20 protein-coding genes, 1 tRNA gene and 1 pseudogene are annotated in these 20,399 nt (G+C 36.6%); 6 read left to right on the forward strand and 16 right to left on the reverse strand.

The window, feature by feature from the left end:
* Positions 1 to 278: 278 nt before the first annotated feature.
* A complete protein-coding gene (locus tag AC4BHP_RS09040; protein ID WP_257468962.1) occupies positions 279 to 1,247 on the forward strand; it encodes an SMP-30/gluconolactonase/LRE family protein in 969 nt (322 codons plus the stop codon).
* A gap of 108 nt (positions 1,248 to 1,355) precedes the next feature.
* Here AC4BHP_RS09040 and AC4BHP_RS09045 read toward each other — a convergent pair whose 3' ends face one another.
* The 6 genes from AC4BHP_RS09045 to AC4BHP_RS09070 all read right to left on the reverse strand — a co-directional run bounded on the left by AC4BHP_RS09045 (position 1,356) and on the right by AC4BHP_RS09070 (position 7,846).
* Positions 1,356 to 2,666 (reverse strand): C40 family peptidase, encoded by a 1,311-nt coding sequence (locus tag AC4BHP_RS09045; RefSeq protein WP_490551893.1) that lies wholly within the window; start codon positions 2,664 to 2,666, stop codon positions 1,356 to 1,358.
* Between the two features lie 383 nt (positions 2,667 to 3,049).
* Positions 3,050 to 3,559 (reverse strand): response regulator transcription factor, encoded by a 510-nt coding sequence (locus AC4BHP_RS09050; RefSeq protein ID WP_490551894.1) that lies wholly within the window; start codon positions 3,557 to 3,559, stop codon positions 3,050 to 3,052.
* Between the two features lie 476 nt (positions 3,560 to 4,035).
* Complete coding sequence (locus AC4BHP_RS09055) at positions 4,036 to 4,542, reverse strand: DUF1643 domain-containing protein (protein ID WP_066101187.1); 507 nt, start codon at positions 4,540 to 4,542, stop codon at positions 4,036 to 4,038.
* Between the two features lie 98 nt (positions 4,543 to 4,640).
* On the reverse strand, positions 4,641 to 5,915 hold the full coding sequence (locus AC4BHP_RS09060) for a DUF4179 domain-containing protein (protein WP_066101189.1): 1,275 nt from the start codon (positions 5,913 to 5,915) through the stop codon (positions 4,641 to 4,643).
* Positions 5,908 to 6,426, reverse strand: a complete 519-nt coding sequence (locus AC4BHP_RS09065; protein WP_490551895.1) for a sigma-70 family RNA polymerase sigma factor — start codon at positions 6,424 to 6,426, stop codon at positions 5,908 to 5,910. Before AC4BHP_RS09065 ends, AC4BHP_RS09060 begins: the two co-directional genes overlap by 8 nt.
* A 517-nt stretch (positions 6,427 to 6,943) precedes the next feature.
* Positions 6,944 to 7,846, reverse strand: a complete 903-nt coding sequence (locus AC4BHP_RS09070) for an AEC family transporter (RefSeq protein WP_140461186.1) — start codon at positions 7,844 to 7,846, stop codon at positions 6,944 to 6,946.
* A gap of 169 nt (positions 7,847 to 8,015) precedes the next feature.
* Here AC4BHP_RS09070 and AC4BHP_RS09075 point away from each other — a divergent pair, with 169 nt between their 5' ends.
* A complete protein-coding gene (locus tag AC4BHP_RS09075) occupies positions 8,016 to 9,272 on the forward strand; it encodes an MDR family MFS transporter (protein ID WP_490551896.1) in 1,257 nt (418 codons plus the stop codon).
* Between the two features lie 241 nt (positions 9,273 to 9,513).
* On the opposite strand, the gene AC4BHP_RS09080 is transcribed toward AC4BHP_RS09075, so the two are convergent.
* Positions 9,514 to 9,849, reverse strand: a complete 336-nt coding sequence (locus AC4BHP_RS09080) for a hypothetical protein (RefSeq protein WP_066101207.1) — start codon at positions 9,847 to 9,849, stop codon at positions 9,514 to 9,516.
* Positions 9,850 to 9,954: 105 nt separating this feature from the next.
* Positions 9,955 to 10,230 (reverse strand): DUF2187 family protein, encoded by a 276-nt coding sequence (locus AC4BHP_RS09085; protein ID WP_066101210.1) that lies wholly within the window; start codon positions 10,228 to 10,230, stop codon positions 9,955 to 9,957.
* 190 nt (positions 10,231 to 10,420) lie between these two features.
* On the opposite strand from AC4BHP_RS09085, the gene AC4BHP_RS09090 reads away from it, so the two are divergent.
* Positions 10,421 to 11,191: a DUF4931 domain-containing protein gene (locus tag AC4BHP_RS09090; RefSeq protein WP_066101215.1), complete on the forward strand. Its 771-nt coding sequence runs from the start codon at positions 10,421 to 10,423 to the stop codon at positions 11,189 to 11,191.
* A 369-nt stretch (positions 11,192 to 11,560) separates the two neighbouring features.
* Here AC4BHP_RS09090 and AC4BHP_RS09095 read toward each other — a convergent pair whose 3' ends face one another.
* The 3 genes and pseudogenes from AC4BHP_RS09095 to AC4BHP_RS09105 form a co-directional block, all read right to left on the reverse strand.
* A complete protein-coding gene (locus AC4BHP_RS09095) occupies positions 11,561 to 11,899 on the reverse strand; it encodes a helix-turn-helix domain-containing protein (protein WP_066101217.1) in 339 nt (112 codons plus the stop codon).
* 163 nt (positions 11,900 to 12,062) lie between these two features.
* Positions 12,063 to 12,533: a lasso peptide biosynthesis B2 protein gene (locus AC4BHP_RS09100; protein WP_066101218.1), complete on the reverse strand. Its 471-nt coding sequence runs from the start codon at positions 12,531 to 12,533 to the stop codon at positions 12,063 to 12,065.
* A gap of 31 nt (positions 12,534 to 12,564) precedes the next feature.
* A pseudogene (locus tag AC4BHP_RS09105) lies at positions 12,565 to 12,802 on the reverse strand (lasso peptide biosynthesis PqqD family chaperone).
* 758 nt (positions 12,803 to 13,560) lie between these two features.
* Between AC4BHP_RS09105 and AC4BHP_RS09110 the strand changes: the two are divergent.
* Positions 13,561 to 13,633 (forward strand) — tRNA-Val (locus tag AC4BHP_RS09110).
* A gap of 310 nt (positions 13,634 to 13,943) precedes the next feature.
* Here the strand turns inward: AC4BHP_RS09110 and AC4BHP_RS09115 are convergent.
* Complete coding sequence (locus AC4BHP_RS09115; RefSeq protein ID WP_254654680.1) at positions 13,944 to 14,231, reverse strand: hypothetical protein; 288 nt, start codon at positions 14,229 to 14,231, stop codon at positions 13,944 to 13,946.
* 296 nt (positions 14,232 to 14,527) lie between these two features.
* Between AC4BHP_RS09115 and AC4BHP_RS09120 the strand changes: the two genes are divergently transcribed.
* On the forward strand, positions 14,528 to 15,133 hold the full coding sequence (locus tag AC4BHP_RS09120) for a hypothetical protein (protein ID WP_066101221.1): 606 nt from the start codon (positions 14,528 to 14,530) through the stop codon (positions 15,131 to 15,133).
* 104 nt (positions 15,134 to 15,237) lie between these two features.
* On the opposite strand, the gene ulaA is transcribed toward AC4BHP_RS09120, so the two are convergent.
* From ulaA to AC4BHP_RS09140, 4 genes are all read right to left on the reverse strand, one after another.
* Complete coding sequence (gene ulaA / locus AC4BHP_RS09125; protein WP_066101224.1) at positions 15,238 to 16,494, reverse strand: PTS ascorbate transporter subunit IIC; 1,257 nt, start codon at positions 16,492 to 16,494, stop codon at positions 15,238 to 15,240.
* Between the two features lies 1 nt (position 16,495).
* Positions 16,496 to 16,768, reverse strand: coding sequence for a PTS sugar transporter subunit IIB (locus AC4BHP_RS09130; protein WP_066101225.1), 273 nt, complete (start codon positions 16,766 to 16,768; stop codon positions 16,496 to 16,498).
* An 11-nt stretch (positions 16,769 to 16,779) separates the two neighbouring features.
* Entirely contained in the window at positions 16,780 to 17,229 is a 450-nt protein-coding gene (locus tag AC4BHP_RS09135) for a PTS sugar transporter subunit IIA (protein WP_181161978.1), read from the reverse strand.
* A gap of 300 nt (positions 17,230 to 17,529) precedes the next feature.
* Entirely contained in the window at positions 17,530 to 17,964 is a 435-nt protein-coding gene (locus AC4BHP_RS09140; RefSeq protein WP_066101231.1) for a nucleoside 2-deoxyribosyltransferase, read from the reverse strand.
* 804 nt (positions 17,965 to 18,768) lie between these two features.
* Between AC4BHP_RS09140 and AC4BHP_RS09145 the strand changes: the two genes are divergently transcribed.
* On the forward strand, positions 18,769 to 20,397 hold the full coding sequence (locus AC4BHP_RS09145) for an FAD-binding protein (protein ID WP_175354222.1): 1,629 nt from the start codon (positions 18,769 to 18,771) through the stop codon (positions 20,395 to 20,397).
* Positions 20,398 to 20,399: the final 2 nt, after the last annotated feature.

Consider the following 20,399-nt stretch of genomic DNA (forward strand, 5'->3'; position numbering starts at 1 on the left):
TGAAGCACTAGCAAACATCATATACCTGTTCTCAAATCTCTTTTTAATTCTATATCCCCGATATTTTCCATATCGCAAGTGAAATACATTATTTTAACAAATTCCCCACATCCAGTATAGATGAAATAGTTACGGAGAATGACAAATATACCAATGATTTTTCATATTGTTTTACCACATTCTTCCATGTATATTTCTAGTTAATAGTTAAAATCTTTGTTGATACAGCATGTTATACAACCATGATTAATAACCAATAAAAAGGAGGCATTCTAGATTTGAAAAAAAGATGGTTCTCTCTATCTGTACTATGTGGAATTATGTTACTAACTGGAACCTATGTAGGTGCAAAAGGATGGTATGAAACAAAGCCTGTACCAAAAGGAGAAAGACATCAACTTTCTGAAATTATTCCCCCAAAAGCAAAATGGGAAAAAATCGCAAAAGGCGATGAAGGGTTTATTGAAGGAATAAATTTCGACCGCAAAGGAAATATCTGGCTGGTCAGTCCAACAACCGGTGAACTTCTCACTATAAAAAAAAATAAAATAGAAGTAGTAAAACAATTTCCCAGTCCTGTTGGTGCAAAGTTCCATAAGGACGGAAGGTTATTTATAACAGATTTAACCGGGGTTATACATGCCTATAATCCTAATACGAATGAAAGTACAGTCGCAGTAGATTCTTTTAATGGGGAACCTTTAAAAGGGCTGAATGATTTAGTATTTGATGAAGATGGGGGCCTGTATTTCACTGAACCAATGGGTTCTAGTGCAACTCACCCCGTCGGTCGCGTTTTTTATCTTCCTCCAAATAGCAATGAAGCGCAACTGTTTGCCGAAAACATAGCTTATCCGAACGGGATCGCTATCTCCGCAAATCGCCAACGTGTTTATATCTCTGAGTTTAATAAAAACAGAGTACTCTCTGTCCCTTCCAAAAATGCCCTTTCTTCACCTGAAACTGCTTTTATCTTTGGGCAATTTGAGGGCGGAATCGGTCCTGATGGCTTAGCAGTCGATACTGAGGGAAATTTATATATAGCTCATTTTCAAGCCGGTGAAATTGTAGTCCAGGACTCAGATGGATTTAAATACGGGGTTATTCGTCTGCCTGTCGGTGCTGGAACATTTATAACTAATCTAGCCTTTCATGACGGGTACTTGTATATTACTGAATCCTCAAAAAATGAAGTGTGGCGAATTCCTGTAAAAAAAGAGGGATCACAACCATATGGATTACAATAGAAAGTAAGTAGCCCATAGCTGAGCTTTTTAACACACAATTTCAAACCTAGTTCAAATACAAAAAGGAACGCCTTAGATGGGCGTTCCTTAAAAATTTTCTATTGATTATTAATGAACGCGCACAACACGTCCGTTAAATTTTTGTTTCCAGTATCCTGTTTTAAGGCTGGCAATTGCTACACCAGTAGAGCTTTGGGAACCGATGAATTTTCCACCGCCAACATAAATGCCGACGTGACCGTCTTTTTTATACGTATCGAAGAAAACCATATCTCCCGGTTGCATTTGGCTTGTTGGAATCTGTCTTCCAGCATGTTTCAGAGCATCTGTGCTCGCTGGTACAGAATATCCACCTTGTTTAAATGCCCAGCTAACAAAACCGGAGCAATCAAAGCGTCCTGCTGCAATATCAGCTTGAGTTCTTCCACCGCCGAATACATAAACAGAGTTCCCAATATATTTATTGCCTGCAGTAATAACGGTTTGAATATTTTTATTTTGGGTAGAACTATTAGTAGAACTTGGCTTCTTATTAGAAGAGTTTGAATTAGCTGGTTTAGAGCTAGTTTGTTCGTTCTTCGAAGTGCTTACAGCTTCTTCTTTAGAGCTGGAATTCACTTTATTTGTTGTTTCATTCTTAGTTGAAGAGTTTGTTTCTTCTTTTTGAGTATCAGCAATCTTCTCAACTTTCTCTTTTACATTGGAAGTTTCTTTTACAACAACTGGCTCTACCACAATATCGATATTTCTTGCTTTAGCATCTGCTAATTGACGTTGACTTTCTTCTTCCTTAACTTTAAGCTCTTTCTTCAAAGAGTTTGTTTGATCTTGTTGTTGCTTAATATCCTGCTGCATACCAACAAGCTCAGTTTTCATATCCTTTAAACCAGTAAGCTTTTCTTCTACTGTTGCTTGTTTATCCTCAAGTTTAGTCTGATCCTCTTGAATTTCATCGATCAATTGACGGTCCGCTTTAACAATTGTTGAAACGGCTCCGATTCGTTCAATAAAATCTCCAAAACTAGTAGATCCAAAAATGACTTCTAAATAGCTGACGTTACCATTTGTTTGTTGGTATGTAACAGCACGCTTCTTTAAAATTTCTTGGCGTTTTTCATTTTTTTCTTCCAGTTCGGTAATTTCATTATCTAAAGTCTCTACTTGTTTTTCCGTTTTGACGATATCATCTTCTGTTTTATTAATCATGTTCTGATTATCTTTAACAGCCTGGTTGATTTGATCAATACGAGTATTCAGAGTAGAAATTTCAGCTTGTACCTCATTTAAAGCAGCTTGAGCTTTATCAACCTCAGCTTGCCTGGCCGGGTCTTTTGCAGCACTTGCTGATGGAATGCCTATGTAACTGCTGAACCCAAGCAATAAAGCCGTACTTAGCGCAATAATTCTTTTATTCATCATTAAGATATTACCTGCTTCCTAGTTTTTTTAATTTATCGGGTCTTTCATACCATTTCTATTTATCTATTTATCTAACATGGATAAGTATATCATGCTAATTTAACAAATAAGTTATAGTAATATTACAATTATGTTTCAAAAACATGTTACAAGTTTTTATTTTGTAATAATAGGGTATAAATAACTTCGATTCTATAAAAAAACTTACAAAAAGTAATTTATTTAGTAAAATAAATGTAAATTACTTTTAACAGAAGAAGAAAATTAAGCTAAAATCCACTTAAAAATCCCGTGATTATTGGCGAATCAAATCTAACTTATTATTTTAATAAAACATCTAAACTATCTAAGTATTTTCTATTAATCCTCTTATTTCCAGATTTCTAATCTATAATTCCCATTCTAATAGCCTTTACAGCTACTTCTGTTCGATTTTTGGCATCCAGCCTTCTCATAATGATTGAAATATAGTCTCTGACTGTATACTCACTTAAATAAAGCTGAACAGCTGCCTCTGTTGTAGACGCTCCTGCAGCCAATAACTTAATAATATCAACCTCACAAGGAGAAAATGATAGTTTACGATTTAAATCATTCTGTGTTACAGAATTTTCAGGGTTCGTAAACCTAAGCAACAGCTCTCCTGCACTTTGCCCAAATTTCATTAATGCGGGATACAAGCTCCTATCTCGCTCAAATTTCCGCCCTGGCCCTTTATCTAGTAAAATGCCGCCAATCATCTTACCTTCTTCCGGAACATAAATAGGGACAATTAACATGGATACGAGATTAAATTGCTTAATAAATTTTTCAGGAAAACCGTATGTGGCATCCTCTATAAAAATAGGCTGAAAATTACGCAGCTCATTTCCTGCTGGTTTTAATTTATTCAAATAATGTGTCAGTGCAGGAATGTTTATGATTTGTTCCTGATTATCTATATGGTGGGCGTATACTCCTATTGCTCAGGTGTAGGTGGTCAGATGGAAGATAGCAGTGAAGAGGAATTAAAGGATATTATTAAGAGTTTACAAGAGGGGACTAAGAAGAAACAAACAAGTCAGAGGAGCAAGATAAAGAAGAAACCAATAAAGAGGAAGAATCGGACAAACCTTCGGGCGATCAGCCTGCAGCTGAACCTGAAACACCGGAAGCTGAGACACCGGCTATCGAACCTGCCCCAGATCCTATGTACCAACTGAACCAGAAGAGGAAGAAGACAGTGAAAATCCGGATGATGGTGTAGAAGAACCTGATCCTCCTGTGGACGATGGCACAGACGAAACTGAAATACCAACTCCGCCACCTGCTTCATAAACTACTTATCTATCTAAAAAGGAGCTGTCGAAATGAATCGACAGCTCCTTTGTCATGACGGTTTAAACGAACTTACATTTGGAAAGAGATAGGGTTGAACGGTCGTATCACTTCTTACAAACAACGGATGCAGGGGATGCCCCTCTCTTGTTGTACCCAGGCAGTTAGGATCATATCCCTTAAACCAGTCCGATAATAACTGATAATCTTTGTGATGGATGGTACAGTTTTCTCCCCAGCCAACGATAATTTCAGAACCGCTGTGTAAGGCATTTTCTAAATAGAAGCGGTTTTCAGGACCTGTAGCCTCCTCCAAGGACAGATTCCTGAGATCTCTCCATTCCCTGCTCCGATAGGCAAATACATTCACCAATTCCACAGAACCGCAATCTAATTTCTTAGCAAACGAAACACAACGCATGGTCGTCCGGTCATCCACTCTGTCATCAGCCTCGCTTGGGTGTAAAAGAACAAAGACAGCTTTTCTTAAATTGTAATCATCCCATTCCCTCTTTAGGGAATATCGATAATTTCCTTTTATAATGGCACTCCTTTTCAATCGATTTCCCCCTTTCCGTTCCTATTATTATGTATAAGCTCCTCAGGTGACTTTTATGATAAAACCGGCCAACAATCATTGAGAACAATTTTGTTCCATTATTTTATTTGGAGCTTGACTTGCTTTTTGTGGGTAAGTGGGTAGGTGTCTAATTCAATATTAAGAGGACCCTTAATGATTTCTTCTGGTTTATAGTAGAAGCTTATAGCGTCTAAACCGTCTATTTCCCAGTACTCCGCTTCCCCTGTTGAAATTTCTTTACCTGTTCCATCATTTATCATTCCACCGCCAGAAACAGTATCTTTACTCTTGGGGATTTTCATGAAAATATACACCTTATTTTCTTCTATCTTAGAAGATTTCACTAATCCATCCGATGGATATTTCAATAGCCTGCCTGTTTTTTCATCAACTTCAATGATTAACTCATCCTTATCTAGAGCATGAATACCATCGAATAGTAGGTACAGCTTCTCGGGTTTCCGAAAATAATTACTTTCTATATAGATTTCACTTTCTTCCTCATTAAAATGACTGCCAGTAGATCCCCATATCTCACCTTTATCATCCATTAGCCTAACATGATTCAAATGAAATATTTTTTTTGTATTATTCGGATCATATTTTACGTCAACCCTGACACTTAGTGGATCAATTTCTACTTTTCCAAACGTAATCCGCTGATTGTCTATGGTCACTGTTTCATCAATGGCCATCTGTTTATGCTGACCTTTATACAAGGAATGATCTATTTTCAAAGGGAACTTAAATGGACCTATTAAGCTAGTGTCATTTTTCAGATGGACTTTTAGTTCTATTTCTTCTCTATCTTCAAGCTGATGCACTAGATTAAAATCTAAGGAGCCGAACCCATTTTCATGAGCTGAATAGGATATGGATTGCTCGACACCGTCTCCGTCAATCAATAGATCGGGAAATTCTATTTGTATATCATCCCCTGCTCCCTCTATATGATAAAAAACAACCATCCTATGCCTATCAACAATTAAGGATTCAATCGTTACCTTATACCCATCCTTCTCTTGCGTCTGTCCAACTGACTGTAAAAAATCATTCTCCACAGCAGACATATAGCCTTTATCGTTTCGGATTAGATTGATAATTTTTTCTGCGCCCGGTATAGAAGAAAGGGCATTTGCAAAGGACGGTGACACTCGTACCAGGCTAATGCAAAACAGGAGTACAATAGCAGCCGCTGCTAATCCTGTATATTTTATAAGTCTTTTTCTCTTCTTGTGTTTGGCTTTACTAAAGCCTGACTGAATGGCTGCGGAAACTTTTTCGTTTGGTACAGGCACATATTCCATTTGTTTTTTTAAATCCAATAATTCTTGTCTCTCTTTTTCATACATGGCGGGTACCTCCCGATTCCTTCATTAGTTCCTTGAGCTTCCGAAGGCCTTTGTAAAGTCTTGTTTTAACCGTACTTTGTGGGCATTCACATATATCCGCAATCTCACTTATGGATAGGTCCCGTAAATACTTTAATACGATGATTTCACGTGATGGTTCATCCAGGAACATGAGCGCCTCTTCTATTTCAAGCTGACCATAATCATCCGTATGGACCATTTCCGGTCCAATGAAATGATGGTGTATTTTTTTGGCCTTCAATTCATTTGAACAAACGTTTAATAAAATTCTTACAAGCCATGTAGAGAAATAGGATGGCTCTCGCAGCTTTTTAATTGAACGGTATGCTCGAAAAGTCGTTTCCTGGATAGCTTCCAGAGCTTCTCCTTCATTTTTTAAATAGACAATGGACATTCGATACAGCTGTTCCTTATGAAGATCTAATAAAGTTAAAAATGCTGTATCATCCCCTTTTATAGCCCTTTGTACTAAAGAAGCATCTTCATGCATGCGGCTCCCCCCTGTTTTCTCTCTACTTATTAGACTGTTTATCCTAGAAAAAAGTTTCAATATATTATAAAAAATACCATAATTTTATAGTTTTAAGATTTATAGCATAAATAAAAGACCTCAAAATCAAGAGGTCAATAATTAAGAATCTAATTAGAGGACATAAAGTATAGAAGTGTTATCAATGGAAATATCATAAATAGTATATTTAATATCTGAGTGAACCATAGAAACAAAGTCTTTTTTTGGGCGGTTTTATTGATATATAGAAAAGAAGCTGCACCTATAACACAGGGGATCAAGCCTAATAATGGATATCTTTGAGGAGTTGAGTTGATCGATTGGATAAGGGCCATTATACATACCACCAAGCTTACCCCCATTAAAAGCGCTGGAATCCATACTTTGTTTCTTTTCATTCCCAATACCATCCTTTCTGCGGAATAACTAATATTTCATATAAATTGATTCGTTTAATCCCATTTTATGTACTTCACTTTCTAATAAATCCTTCTCACTATAAAACAAAATAAAAAATGATTGGTAAAGTGATTAAGCTAAGTACTGTACTTATAAATGTACAAACCGAAACAAATTCCGGCTTTGTATTAAACTGAATGGCATACATCGTCGTATTTGCAGCAGCAGGCATTCCGGCCATGATAATCATTAATTGTTTAAGCAAGGTATCGATTGGCAAAAGGGCTGAAATTCCCCACGCTACAAGGGGCGCCACTGCCAATTTAATGATTAGTGCATACGTAACCTTTTTATATTCAATATTCTTAAGACTGATTTTGGCTAATTGCATACCTAAAACAAGCATGATTGTCGGAATAGCCGCGCTTCCAACTAAATCAATGGTAGTCATTAAGGAATGGCTGATGGTAATACCCGTGTACTGAAATAACAGTCCAAAAATCGCTCCATATGCAACAGGCATACGTAATACAATTGCAAGTGTATCTCTAATCCCTCCGCCTATATCACTTCCTCGCGCCGCTACATATACCCCAATTGTAGCCATCACGATACTTTGGGTGACCATTAAGATGATGGCGTAATCAAATCCGGCAGCGCCAAACAATAATAACGCAACAGGTGTTCCATAATTACCATTGTTCATAAAAACCGAACCAAGAATGAGCCCACAGGTTTCCTTTATGTTGTATTTATTTATAAAAGCGATAAAACATACAAAGATCATAAGTGCTAAACAAAGCCCAAACGCGTAAATAACAATATAAAGATAATCTAAGGTCAGTTCATTAGTATAAAACGTTTGAAACACCAGTAATGGTGTCATTAAATAAAGGGACATCGTTGAGATCGTTTTTGGATCAAATCCTATCTTCTTCTCGCCTATATATCCTAAAGCAAATATAACAAATACCGGAATCAATACATTAAAAAACTCCATCTGCTTACCTTCTCTCTGGTTGAAACTATCATCTTTCACACACCATTATACCAATTCCTTCCTTTAAAACTTCAAAATATTTTAAATTTTTTAAACAATATTCTCTTTTACCTATTTATCTATTAAAATAGAAATTATTGGAACTTAATTAAAGGAATCAGGAGGCATTATGCAGTCTTTTAAAAATTTGTTTAGTCCATATCGAGGCTTACCCAAAGAAATTTATATTATATTTTTTGCTCGAATTATTAATAGTCTGGGAGGGTTTGTACATCCGCTGCTTGTTTTAATCCTCACTCAGAAGATTGGCATGGATAGTGCCCAAGCAGGACTATATGTAACTTTAGTCAGTGTTATTTCTGCACCAAGTATGATTTTAGGCGGAAAGCTGGCTGATACCTTGGGAAGAAAATTTATTATTGTTGTTTCGCAAGGTCTAGGAGGCATAACCGTTATATCCATAGGTTTAATAGAGCCTTCGATGACCATGGCCTATTTGCTCATGCTATCATCACTCTTCTTTGCTTTGTGCTCACCTGCCTACGATGCACTATTGGCGGATTTAACTACCCCCGAGAATCGGAAAGGTGCTTATTCATTAACCTATATGGGTTTTAATTTAGGTTTTGCGGTTGGTCCAATCATGGCCGGTCTACTATATAAAAATCATTTAGATCTTGTTTTCATCATTGATGGGATCGCTACGCTCTTAGCTACAACATTAATTTTTATTTTTATAAAAGAGACAAAAACCAAACATATTTCGGTAACAGAGAAAACGGAAAGAAAGCTTGAGGAGCATGTAGAAGGATCTGTTTTTAAAGTACTGAGGGCAAGACCAATATTAATTATGTTCGCTTTTATTCTATTATGTATTGAATTTGAATACGCACAATGGGCATTTACCATACCTCTGCACTTAGAAGAGTTATTTAATGATTCTGGCGCAGCTTATTACGGAACACTTGCCGCATTTAACGGTATATTGGTTATCTCGTTTACGCCGATTATTACGAAACTGACAAATAAGATAAGACCTATAAAAGTGATAGCTACCGGAGCCTTATGCTATGCTTTTGCCTTTGGTATGCTCGCCTTCACCACGATTCTTCCCTTCTTCTATGTATCTATTTTCATCATGACCATTGGAGAAATCATGATTGCGATCAATGCTTCAACCTTTATCGCTAATCAAACACCAGCTTCGCACAGAGGCAGAGTAAGCAGCATTCTCCCACTGGTAATTGGCGCTGGATATGCAACAAGCCCAATGATTATGGGAAGCTTTATTGCAGCATACTCGATTACATCTGCCTGGATGGTAATTGGATCCCTCGGATTCATTTCAGCAGGACTCATGTGGCTGCTTCAGAAGAAAGATTTAACCAATCAGCCTGACACCGACCATGTGAAGGTTGGTGCTTAATCTAATCTAATAACAGAGAGGGGGCAATCACATTCTCTTTTCATGATGTGATTGCCCCCTTAAATGAATAATAGTTTCTCCCCCATTACCGGATTCTCTTCCTGAACTGACGTTTAATTTTACAGACCATCAAACTCCTTTCAAAAGAAAACCAACAGGCCCTGAGATAAAAATTAGATTATAAATGATTAAAGGACCAATCGCGGTCCTTTGATTCAAGATGTCATAATATGTATAAAGATCATAGTTGAGATTGAGATTTAGCCATTGATATATCCTCTTTTGAAACGATTTCCCATCCATTGGCTGTAAGCTTATTTATATAATCATCGAATCTAATTTCCTCTAATTCAATTGCCATCGGACTAAGAGATACATAGCATTCATTCTTCTCATAATTAACCGTCACCTTCACAACCTCATATCCGTTGTGAAATCCCTGATCAAATCCAGGATCTTCAATAATGTCTCCTATTACCGGACGGAAAGATGACTCAACTGTTTTCATCATCATTTCGCTTCTACTATTTTCTTTATCCTTGGTAGATGTTAAAAAGACGTATAATTTAATTTTCATTTCTTCTCTCCTTCCAAATTTGGTTTAAAAAACTTTAAAGGCATATTCAATGGTGATTTCATTGCACGATTGGTACTTTTACATCACTCCCTACGAATTGTAAATTTAATGATAAACTTGTGTACTGAATGGATCGATTTGTTGCTCACTTACTCTTGCGCGAACTTTTGAGGTCTCAATAATTTTATAATTACCATGTCTGACAACTGTTCTCGTTGTGTTGAGTTTCAATTCGTCTGCATATTCTTTAGAAATTTCCACAATACACGAAGCTTCCCTCAGTATTATAATTTCTCCAAAGATAAATAAATTTCCTCTTTTAAAATAAATCACATCACCTATTTCTCCCTGTACATATTGATCCCTATACTCGAAATCCATTTCACTACTCACCGTCCATGTTTTTATAATCAATCAATTAAAGATATATGTCATTGTTACTATCGACATTTTATTATGTATTTTTACACTTTTTTTATTTCTATAATATGGCTAAAAATATACAATCGTACATATCTTTAATTTATAATAAACATATCGAGTTTTAACAGTTAACAAGGTAGGTGCAAGTATGGATCAGCAACAATTATATTTTTCAAGTACAATTGGCAGTCAAAAGCCTGAAACTATCCGTAATAAAACAGCAGCCTGCCCCTTTTGCCAAAGAGATGAGCTTACCGATATTCTTGAGACAAAGGGAGATATTATTTGGTTGATGAATAAATATCCCACTCTTCTGGATACCTATCAAACGGTCATTATTGAAACCAATCAATGTCACGAAGATATAAGGGGATATGAACAGAAGCATATGCGTGAATTAATTCGCTTCAGTATTGCTAAATGGCTTGAAGTGGAGAAGACTGGTGAGTATGAGTCCGTTATCTTATTTAAGAATCATGGTCCCTTTTCAGGCGGCAGCATTCAGCATGCCCATATGCAAGTGATTGGAATGAAACATGTAGATTACCATAAGAATATGGCAATGATTGATTTTGAAGGCACAGAGGTATACAAGAAATCCGGTATTGAGTTAAATGTATCAAAGTATCCAGTTATCGGTTTTACTGAATTCAATTTAATATTGAACACATTAGATGAGATTGATGATTTTGCTGATAAACTTCAAATCCTGGTCCGTTATATTTTGGATGGTTTCCATAAGGGATGCACCAGCTATAACCTTTTCTTTTACCATTTTCATGACTTGATTATTTGCAAGGCCATCCCACGCTTTGTTGTATCTCCCTTGTTTGTCGGCTATAAAATTCCACAGGTACTTATGGAAGATCGGCTTGATATCATTAGGAAAGATTTATCCAGATTACTCACCCAGACTTAGGCTATCGCAAGGCTCCCTCCCGTCATAACCGGGAGGCTTTTTGAATTCCATCATTCATTACTGATATAGCAACCAAAATACGACCTGGAAATTTGGCTTTTTCAATCCTAAACCTCCCACAGAATGAGTTAGATGACGACAAACGTAAAAGCACTCTTCCAGAGCCAACTCCCGTATTTATAATGCATGTAATCCAATTTCCACAGCAAATAAGGTCGAGTCTCAAGCCTATGGCCATCAACAGCGACCGGCCACTGATTATCACCGATTTTTAACTGATCTATACTATGCATTCCATCCTGCGTATAACCATAAATTCTGATCCATCATTGGCTAGGATGATTTCGATATTTTGGTAGGGTTGGGCAATTATTTTACTTTGCTTTTCCACATAATATACTCAATTAATGCCCGATACTCATCCATTTGTTCTTTATCAATTACGGTTGTCTTTAATTCCTCGATTAGGTTGATTAATTCCTGATTCATATTTTGATTGGTTTCAACACCTTCTTGTACGCGCAATAAAGTTTTTAAATCTGCATTTAAAACAAACGCTAGCCTTTTCAATACTTCAATTGAAGGATTTTGATTCACTCCCCTTTCAATATTGCTTAAATAGGATTTAGATATTCCGGCATTTGCAGCTAGCTGGGTCAGTGTCATTCCTTTACGTTTACGTATTTCCTGTATATTTCTTCCTATCATTTTCTCTACCTCTTTAGCTCAGATTATTTACTTCATTAAGACCATCTGCAAACAGTTAATTACTTTTTCCATATCCTCTTCTGCCATGTTAGTACCTTGCTCAAGGCGAACATTAGGTTCAGCTCTTTGGAAAAACCGGTCACGTGCAAAGGTTGTCTATCCATCATTTTTTCTCCTTCTGATCCCCCATTCTTTTAGCAAAGGTTCCCACCACTGTGTATCCTTCCTTCCCATTGGCTCCAGTTACAAAATATAATCCACTCCGCAGCCAGGCATGAGCCTTCATCTTTCCTTCCTTATCTCTTGCTGTTGCCATATAAAGAGTACTTTCAATGCCACGCCGCTCGAGCATTCTCATTCCTGCAATCGCCATAACAAGACATTTACTTTCCCAAAACGTATATCTACTCATCGTCTCCAAACTTTTGGACACTAACTCCAGGATTTCAGTATGGGCTGGCACATAAGTTAATGAGGTCTCTTCCATCTTTCTGCCCAATTTAGGCGCAATTTTAGAAAAGGGCAGACTCTTTTGTATCCGGGCCACTCCCAAGGAACAATAAGCTTCTGCATACATCATGAAGGTTTTACTATCTATGGACAGCAAGGTTCGAGCTTTCTGAATGAGGTTCATAAACATAACTCCTTAGGAAGTAATGGTTTAGTCAATTAATTCTTCTTTTTTCAACATATCCAGGAAATGAACGAACCTGACTTTCACATTCTTCAGGGCTTCCGTCATACTCTTCTGTTAATCGATCCACAAGCTCATCGATACTTAGGTTCATTCATTAGTTCCCAGGTTAAGCCTCCGACTTCACCGAGATTATAATATTTAACATTATGGACGCTTAACATCACTTTCTCCCCATCCATATCACTGACTACATTCCTTTTGGACATAATAAAAGTTGATATATTAAGATTTCTATCCTTCAAGCTAAATTAACTCTGGTAACTTCACTTTTGATTGCAAATCCAAACGCCTGGTACACCATCTGCTTCAATACCTGAATCAACTTCATCACTCCAATTTTAAAAAAAGCCCTATACGATAAATTTGTATAAGGGCTTTTTCCTTCTCTACACAATCAACTTCCTCTGTGACCACCGTTAACTTGCCCACCATCAAAAGTTATTTTCACATGAAGAACCTCAACTCAAGATTCGTTTTTGACATACTTTTTTCTCCTTCACCCCTGATGTATCGTTCTTTATTTAGAACACATGGAGCAAAGCAGGCCCTTTTCATCCTATTATTGTATTGAGTTTATCTATCTTTTATAGATATAATTCATAGATCAATAGTCACTAGTTCTCTATAAAGAACTGATGTATACTAAAAATATCATTTTTAGTAAATTATGTCAAACAAATTTACTAAAGATTTTATAATTTTTAGTATGCGCAAAAAGATCAACTGAATGATAAATTTGCTTTCAAAATCGCCAATTATTAGACAGATCTTGGTGATGATTATTACAGACTTTACTCTGAAGAATGTCAGACAGATTCATGAGGACTAAAAAGGCTATGTTCCTTCTCTAATTTAAAGGATCGCTTTGTGTATTTATATAGAAGAAAGATCCTACAACAAAAATTCATCTTGACTTTAACTGACTTACCCTTTATATTAATTATTGTAAATTAATTAGTATTCTGATTCCGTAGCTCAGCTGGGAGAGCACCACCTTGACAGGGTGGGGGTCGCTGGTTCGAACCCAGTCGGGATCATACTTTTTAAGAAGGCTTAAACCTAGATGTATCAAGGGTTTGAGCCTTTTTTCTGTTTTTTAGTTGAAGTCTCATCCTCTTGTAAATAGCCAAGTACCTTTGTTAGGCTCTGCTAAAGGAGAGAGTATTTTTCCATTGCCATCAATCTTCTTCTATTTCATAAGTTAAACCTTTAATTGCATTGATTTTGGCTATTTCATTTTTATCAGATGTCATTATATAGCACTCTGATTCATGAGAGTTAGTTGCCAGCCAGTCCTCTCCTTCTTTAATAAATGATAAATCTCCAGGTAAGTTAGGGAAAACCCAACTAAATAGAGAATTGGATAGTTCCAAAACTGTTGTTTTTAGCATGTTCATCTGTGGAAAAATAGTATACTTTTGCAGTTTGATTATCTTTTAAAATGTTACTTGCCCATTCAGATTGCTCTTTCATAAGCTTAAATGATGGATCAAACTTTCGTAGAATGGGGGCAAACTTAGTTAAGTCTCCCATATCCTTTCTAAGAACTAAATGAAACTCATCACATATATCAAAGGCCAATTCAATAAGCTCACGGTATGTATTTCCAGACGGATTCTTTGTAATTTTGAACATAGATATTACCCCTCACTATTTTTTGAAAAGAAGAATATACCTAACCCCTTCTTCCATTTATTTAAACACATATTTACATTAAATTTCACTACTTCTCTATGATACTTAACTAGTTGTTATACACTGGTGATTCTCTCAAAGAATCAGTTTATTAGTAATATTTTGTCTCTATACAAAACGATTAAGCAGAAGGTAAAGTAAATATATAACCTTTCTTTTTTGATACATACTTATAAAACAAATTTACAATATAGCTGCTATCCTATCCAAAACCTACATGAAAGAAGGAATGCAAGATGGAGAAGCTTGAAGTGATAGTGGAAATGAAAGAGGGAAACCTGATTCGTCTCTATGCCAATAAAGTATATGATACTTTAGGAGAGACCTATCACGGGGATATCTTCACGACAAAAAGTGAATTGTTAAAGCATTACCCAGATTGCGAAGTGATGAATGGATATGGGTTAGCAGACCCGCAAACCAGCCTTTTAATCTCCGGAATAAATGATTGGTTTGATACGATTGAAGAAGCGGTGACAACACTCCAAGCATTACATCACAAACAAGAGCTGGACGCTTTATACGAGGCAACAGCAAGCTATTATAACCTGCTCAAATCAAACACTAATTTAGCAAGGATAATAGAAGAACTGGACAATCGTGATACAACATCATTCCCCGAAAAAGTAATTTCATTATATATGATTACAGGGTTCGCAAATGATTGGTTCCCAGATGAAATCGCAGAAGATAAACGGCAAGAGGTCAAGAATGTACTAGATCAAGCTTATATGAAATGCTCAAACATTGTAATGGCACATCAACAAGCAAAGAAAGCTCAAATGATGATCACGGCAACAGAATACCTGGGTCTACGCAGAAAATTTTATTCAAAACATTAAAGAAAGCAACTACAAATTATGATGTAGTTGCTTTTTTTGCGTTAAAACTCATTTAAAACTAAAATATTTATCACTTCTTCTGTTGTTCGATGCTTTTCTAGCATCTACATAAATAGTTTCATTAAATATCCTAAGAAAATACCCACGATCGCGAAATCGGTATCGCCAAATGTTGTACCTTCAAAACCTAAGTCTCCTAAGACCGGTAGTAATAATGCTGGCAAGAAGCTGATCAGAATACCGTTAACAAATGCACCTAACATAGCTCCTCTTCTGCCGCCGGTAGCGTTTCCGAATACACCAGCTGTTGCTCCGCAAAAGAAGTGTGGTACTAGACCAGGAACAATTACTTTCAAGCCAAATAACGGAAGTAAAAACATACTTATAATACCTCCGAGAAAGCTAAAAATAAAACCAATAATGACTGCATTTGGGGCGAAAGGGAACACCACTGGTACATCCAATGCCGGTTTAGCATGAGGAACAACTTTGTCCGCTACCCCTTTGAAGGCAGGAATGATTTCTGCTAATAATAATCGAACACCCGCTAAAACGATATAAACACCTGCAGCGAACGTGATTGCTTGGATAAGGCAAAATACAATAAAGTTTTGACCGCCGCTCAACTCATTTTCAATGTAAGCTGGACCAGCAGCAATCGAAACGATAAAGAACATAACTAACATAGTTAAGGAGATTGCTACGGATGTATCTCTAAGGAATCCTAAACTTCTTGGCACTCGAATATCTTCTGTTGACTTAGCTCTATTCCCTGCTCCTTTACCTACTAATCCAGCAACCCAATATCCGAATGAACCAAAGTGACCGATCGCAATGTCATCATTACCTGTAATCCTTCTAACAAAGGGCTGTAGCAGGGCTGGACTTAAAACCATTAATAATCCTAGAATAATAGACCCAATTATAATTAAAGCTGCTCCATCTAGTCCGCCTGTCGATAATACGACTGCTAACAAACAAGCCATAAACATAATATGGTGTCCTGTTAAGAATATATATTTAAATGGAGTGAAGCGAGCTAAGAGGATATTAATAATCATACCTAACAACATGATTAAAGCTGTTTCAGTACCAAAAGCATTTTGAGCCATCGCAACGATCGCTTCGTTGTTCGGGATAACACCATCTATATCGAAGCCCTTCTCTAACATTTTTCCAAAGAAATAGAGTGAACCCGTAATGACAGTTGCACCAGCACCAATAATCAGGAAGCCCATAATTGTCTTTAATGTTCCAGATACAACCTCAGTAGCTGCTCTTTTCTGCAGCAATAAACCAATCAGAGCGAATAAACCAACCAAAATCGCCGGAGTACTTAATATGTCTACTATCAAATCCATGTTATATATCCTCCAGATGTTTTTCTAAAACAGTTTTGATTTCTTCGACATTGAATAAATTAATGAGCGGAATGACTTTCCTTCCATCTCCCTCTAACTGCTCCATGATTTCAGGTGAACCAATATAGTAATCTACTGTCTCCGCTTTGGCGGATGTTAAATCGGTATGCCCTACTTCTGCCTCCCGATTCATTTCACGCAAAGCTTTCTTTACATTCATTTCTGCAATAAAACTACTTCCTAAACCGTTCCCACATACAACTAATATTTTCATCTTGCTGCCTCCTATTGTATAAATGAAAATAATTGCTCTAAAAAATCATCTTTGGATTTGGAATGGATTAGTTGTTTCACATTCAATTCTTCACCTAAGACAGCTGCCAATTCAGATAGTGCTTCTAGATGTGATTGATTATCCACCGCTGCCAGTACAATAATCAGCTGAACCTTATGGTGGTCCTTATCCGAAAACCATACAGGTTCTTTCATAACTAGAAAGCTTAATCCCATCTGTTTTACACCAAATTCCGGTCTTGCATGAGGCAAAGCAATGTTTGGGCCAAGTACATAATAAGGACCTAGTTCCTTCGTATTACTGATTATTTTATCTACATAAGTCTGTTCAATAGAATCATTTTCTATCAAGGGAGCAGCCGCTAATTGAATAGCTTCTTCCCATGTATTCAATTGATCCTTGAACTGGATTAGCTGTGTATTTAAAATCTGATCTAACAAGACCCACCCTCTCTCTAAACTTTCCTTCATTTATAATTCATTCATATAAATCTACTTGTAGATTTATTCCCTCTATCTTTTTGAAATTTATTTTTAGGACATCATGTTAATACTCCATATAATCATCTACTACCTGAAAATTAACGATAATGCAGACATAAGTTTCATCTTTTTCTTTCAAATGTCTTGGAAAAATAGAGAATGATATTTTTGCTTCATAAATAAAAAAAGCCAGTCTTAGACCGGCTTTTAATTTAATGATATTCATATTATTAATAGTTTACTACTTAGCAAAAATGCTTATTCTACTTCTCCTTCAAAACGAATCAATGGGCAAGTAGTCCAATCATAGTTCTGCACTTCTTCCCACGTTTTAAAATAAGCTTGCAATGATTCTGTGATCATTAAGTTGCAATATTCTTCTTTCTCGTGGAAGACAAAGATGGGTTTACCAATTGAATAAGCTAACCCAATCTCAAACATTGTCCCAGAATCTGTTTCATCATATATCGCGAAAATGAGATCTGCATCTTTTACATGGTCTACATCATTCTTAAAAACTACATCTCGCCAAGGCTGTGTATTATACACATATTCCTTAAATTGATGCTCTCTTGGACTAAATACGTCAAAGCCCATATTTCGCAGAACTTCTTCTGCTTTGGAAAGTCGCTGTGCCTGATTATCGTTAAACCAACCACTTGCTAAATAAATCTTCTTGCCTTTTAAATTCATGTTGTCCTCCGCAAAACTTATTTTTTAACAGAGGAATTATAGTTGAATATGAATCAAATGACAAGCATTGATCAACTACTAATTCATATATATATATTGGAAAAATCACTCTACTATTCATAGATTGTCCTGAAAAAACTTCTAATCGGCACTGGCTTGGTCGAAGATATGATCAGCTAATTGAGTAATAATTACCGTTGTTCAATGAGTTTTTATTTATTAATAGTAAATAAAACTCGCTATAATATAGTAAATATAAAATAAAAAACTAATTGTAATTAAGAATATAGAACAAATATTTATAAAAGTTGAATGTCCTCTCCTTTTAACTGAACGAGAGATAAGATAGAAAAGAACTTGAATCATCAGCTGTGCACAAAATGTTATAGAGATATAAGTTTTTAATAATCCTTCTCCTGGCAATCCAACATCACTCTATCCGGTTGAAACAGTAAAATTTAAGAGTCCTACCACCATTAAGCATATCAAAATATGTAATAATGTGATAAAAAAGCTACCCCTCTCCTTCAATTTAAAACTCCCCTATTCACCATTTAAACAACTTAGTTCATGTTTATACCACTTACCCTTGTAATATTCTCTCTACCACATAGTCCAAAAGACATATTCCGATGGTTCTATTGTTCTTATCCCACTATTGATAAGGTTGGAGTTTTGCATTCTAGAAACATAATAAATTATTTTTTTCACAAATTAGACAAATAACTTGAAATAATTAGAATTATCGGTGATAATCAATTTATTGATAGTGTCACTATCAAAAATGGCAAAGGGGATGATTTTTTGTCTAGTAAAATACCTACTAATTGGGACAAAGAAGTAGATGTAATCGTTTTAGGGACTGGTGGCGCCGCTTTGACAGCTGCTGTGGCCGCTTCTGAAAGCGGTTCCAAGGTTCTTGTGTTAGAAAAGACCCATCAAATCGGTGGAACAACTGCTTTTTCAGGTGGAGTTCCTTGGATTCCACTTAATCATTATATGAAAGAAAAAGGGTATGAAGATAATCGTGAAGATGCTATTAATTTCATAAAACGCTTAGCACTTGGCCGAGCAGAAGATTCTATGATTGAAACTTTTGTAGATAAAGGACATGAAATCATTAAGTTTTTAGATGATCATACTCCTGTCAAATTTGTTTCTCCAAAATCTTATCCAGAATATTATGCACGTATGGATGAGGCATTAAAACATGGGACACGTTCATTAGACCCTGCTCCATTTGATTTAAATGAAATTGGAGAATGGGGTTCATTAGTCCGTCAAAACCCAATTTTCCCTCCTCTGACATTAGAAGAAGGCGGAGCCGTTGGAGGAATTGACTTCCAGTTAGTGGCTGAGCGTATGCAAAATAATATTGTTACTATGGGTCGCTCATTAGTCGCTTCTTTATTTAAAGCATGCTTGGATCGCGGCGTCGAAACCTTAATCGAAACAGCTGGTAAAGAGCTAATTATGGACGAGGATGGACAAGTAGTCGGAATTGTCGCTGAAACAAAAGATGGAGAAATTTTACGTTTCGCTGCACGCAAAGGAGTAATTCTAGCATCAGGCGGATTTGAATGGAATAAACAATTAGTCAAAGCCTTCTTAAAAGCTGAGTTCACTCATCCAGTTACCCCTCCTGGTAATGAAGGAGACGCACTCTTAATGGCTATGAAGGCTGGCGCTGCACTTGAAAATATGAGTGAAGCATGGTGGTATCCAGCAATGGTGGATCCAACATTTGAATATGAAGATAATGTAATGGCGCAGCTAGGTGGTGGCCGTAATGGTCCAAACTCTATCATCGTGAATAAATACGGACGCCGATTCGTCCATGAAGGAACAACCTATAACGATATGCCAAGAGCCTTCTTTAATTATGATCCAGTAAAAGTAGAGTTTCCAAACAAAGGACCAAACTGGATGATTTTTGACCAACAGCTAAAAGATAGCGAACTCATTATTACTATGGCACCTGGTGATCCTGCACCTGAATGGGTAGATCAAGCTGATACTATTCGCGAGCTAGCTGAAAAAATTGGTGTTGATCCAGACGGTTTGGAAATGGAGATTCAAAAATGGAACGAATATTGTGAGCAAGGTGAAGACCCTGATTTCCACCGCGGTACGATACAGTTTGAAGCCTTAACAAATGGCGGCGGAAGTCCTGAGAAAAACCTAGGCAAAATTGAAAAAGGTCCATTTTACGCATTACCTATCTATTTAGGTGCACTCGGTACGAATGGCGGACCAAAAATCAATGAAAATGGACAAGTTGTTAACTTTAATGGTGAACCAATTAAAGGTTTATACGCTGCCGGAAATGCTTCAGGAAATCCACTTGGCCCAATTTATCCAAGTGCCGGCGGAACAATCGGGCCTGCTATGGTATTTGGCTTCTTAGCTGGACAGCACGCAGCCAATTCATAATA

The organism is Pradoshia sp. Z4_20 (genome assembly GCF_058216035.1).

Coding starts and splice junctions, on each gene's coding strand:
- AC4BHP_RS09130 (WP_066101225.1), bottom strand. CDS start 16,768: ATGAAAATATTAGTTGTATGTGGGAACGGTTTAGGAAGTAGTTTTATT.
- AC4BHP_RS09120 (WP_066101221.1), top strand. CDS start 14,528: ATGGAGAAGCTTGAAGTGATAGTGGAAATGAAAGAGGGAAACCTGATT.
- AC4BHP_RS09095 (WP_066101217.1), bottom strand. CDS start 11,899: ATGATAGGAAGAAATATACAGGAAATACGTAAACGTAAAGGAATGACA.
- AC4BHP_RS09090 (WP_066101215.1), top strand. CDS start 10,421: ATGGATCAGCAACAATTATATTTTTCAAGTACAATTGGCAGTCAAAAG.
- AC4BHP_RS09140 (WP_066101231.1), bottom strand. CDS start 17,964: ATGAATTTAAAAGGCAAGAAGATTTATTTAGCAAGTGGTTGGTTTAAC.
- AC4BHP_RS09080 (WP_066101207.1), bottom strand. CDS start 9,849: ATGAAAATTAAATTATACGTCTTTTTAACATCTACCAAGGATAAAGAA.
- AC4BHP_RS09115 (WP_254654680.1), bottom strand. CDS start 14,231: ATGTTCAAAATTACAAAGAATCCGTCTGGAAATACATACCGTGAGCTT.
- AC4BHP_RS09070 (WP_140461186.1), bottom strand. CDS start 7,846: ATGGAGTTTTTTAATGTATTGATTCCGGTATTTGTTATATTTGCTTTA.
- AC4BHP_RS09060 (WP_066101189.1), bottom strand. CDS start 5,915: ATGTATGAAAAAGAGAGACAAGAATTATTGGATTTAAAAAAACAAATG.
- AC4BHP_RS09065 (WP_490551895.1), bottom strand. CDS start 6,426: ATGCATGAAGATGCTTCTTTAGTACAAAGGGCTATAAAAGGGGATGAT.
- AC4BHP_RS09075 (WP_490551896.1), top strand. CDS start 8,016: ATGCAGTCTTTTAAAAATTTGTTTAGTCCATATCGAGGCTTACCCAAA.
- AC4BHP_RS09085 (WP_066101210.1), bottom strand. CDS start 10,230: ATGGATTTCGAGTATAGGGATCAATATGTACAGGGAGAAATAGGTGAT.
- AC4BHP_RS09100 (WP_066101218.1), bottom strand. CDS start 12,533: ATGAACCTCATTCAGAAAGCTCGAACCTTGCTGTCCATAGATAGTAAA.
- AC4BHP_RS09045 (WP_490551893.1), bottom strand. CDS start 2,666: ATGATGAATAAAAGAATTATTGCGCTAAGTACGGCTTTATTGCTTGGG.
- ulaA (WP_066101224.1), bottom strand. CDS start 16,494: ATGGATTTGATAGTAGACATATTAAGTACTCCGGCGATTTTGGTTGGT.